This window comes from Acinetobacter sp. YH01006 (genome assembly GCF_013420445.1).
In the GTDB taxonomy this organism is placed as follows: Bacteria; Pseudomonadota; Gammaproteobacteria; order Pseudomonadales; family Moraxellaceae; genus Acinetobacter; species Acinetobacter pseudolwoffii.
The window spans coordinates 1-1067 of the sequence record NZ_VOYB01000082.1 but is presented as its reverse complement, the minus strand read 5'-3'; the positions used below and the strand labels follow the sequence as shown (position 1 = coordinate 1067).

Here is a 1067-nt window from a genome sequence, read left to right as displayed (position 1 = left end):
ACGTATAGGAAGAATAAACGCCCTTTTCACCCAAGTCCAACAGCTTTGGACCGCAGTTGACTCTTTCGACACCCCTGCGATGCAACCCAATCCGGCTGACGGGGAGCCAGCAACGCTGAAAATTTACCCTCCTCTTTCCCACTAGCGGCTCCTTTTCCGACAACCAGCACGGCGGATCCCTGCCGCGGCGCTGTGAACGCAGCATTTTGATTGGTATCGTTGGCCTTCAGGCTCGTCAGTCAAACAGACCCAGGAGCAGCTCAGCCGGTGGCGCCCGGCTTTCGGGTAACGCCCTGGTCCCGCTGGTTTCGGCTTTGTGCTTCAGGTGATCAAGGATCTGCTTGATCACTATAGGGTCTTCAATGCAGGCGATGACTTTCATGGCGCCGCCGCAGCCGCTGCAGGTCTCGATGTCGATATTGAAAACACGCTTGAGCCGTTGCGCCCATGTCATCGACGCTCGCCGTTGTGCTGGTGTTGCCGGTTCATCAGCCACCCTGACCTTGTTGCCCCTGCCCCGTTTTGCCGGCGTGACCAACGCCCGGTGCCGACTGTTGGGTGCGAACACCCCGTGGAAGCGGGTTAGGTTGACTCTGGGCTTCGGTACCAGGGCGGCCAGCCTTGCAATGAAATCCAATGGTTCGAAAATGACGTGCGTGGTGCCGTCCCGGTACGGCGTCTTGAGCTGGTAGCGCACGTTGCCGCCTCGTGTTAACGACAGCCGCTTCTCGGATACCGCCGGGCGGCTGATGTACCGGCACAGCCGTTCGAGCTTCTTGCGTTCATCGGCCCTGGCCGCCACGCCGGCGTGCAGGCTGGACCCGGCTACCTTGCCAATCCCGTCACCGAACGGATCACCACTGGTCGGCAGAGTTTGCAAAGTGAACACCTTTCGCCCCGCCTGTGAACCGACAGCGATACGGTAAGTGATCGAGTGCCCCAGCAGGGGTGTCATCGGGTCGTCATCCACCGCATCCGAGGCCAGATAGCTGTTTTCGACATCCCGTTCCAGCAGGCCTTGCCGTTCCAGATAGCGACCCACCCGGTGGGCGATGGTGTGCGTCAGC

1 pseudogene is annotated in these 1067 nt (G+C 60.4%); it reads right to left on the bottom strand.

Annotation, left to right across the window (positions count from 1 at the left end):
* Positions 1-235: 235 nt before the first annotated feature.
* A pseudogene (locus tag FTT73_RS16160) lies at positions 236-1067 on the bottom strand (IS91-like element ISVsa3 family transposase); the annotation flags it as partial.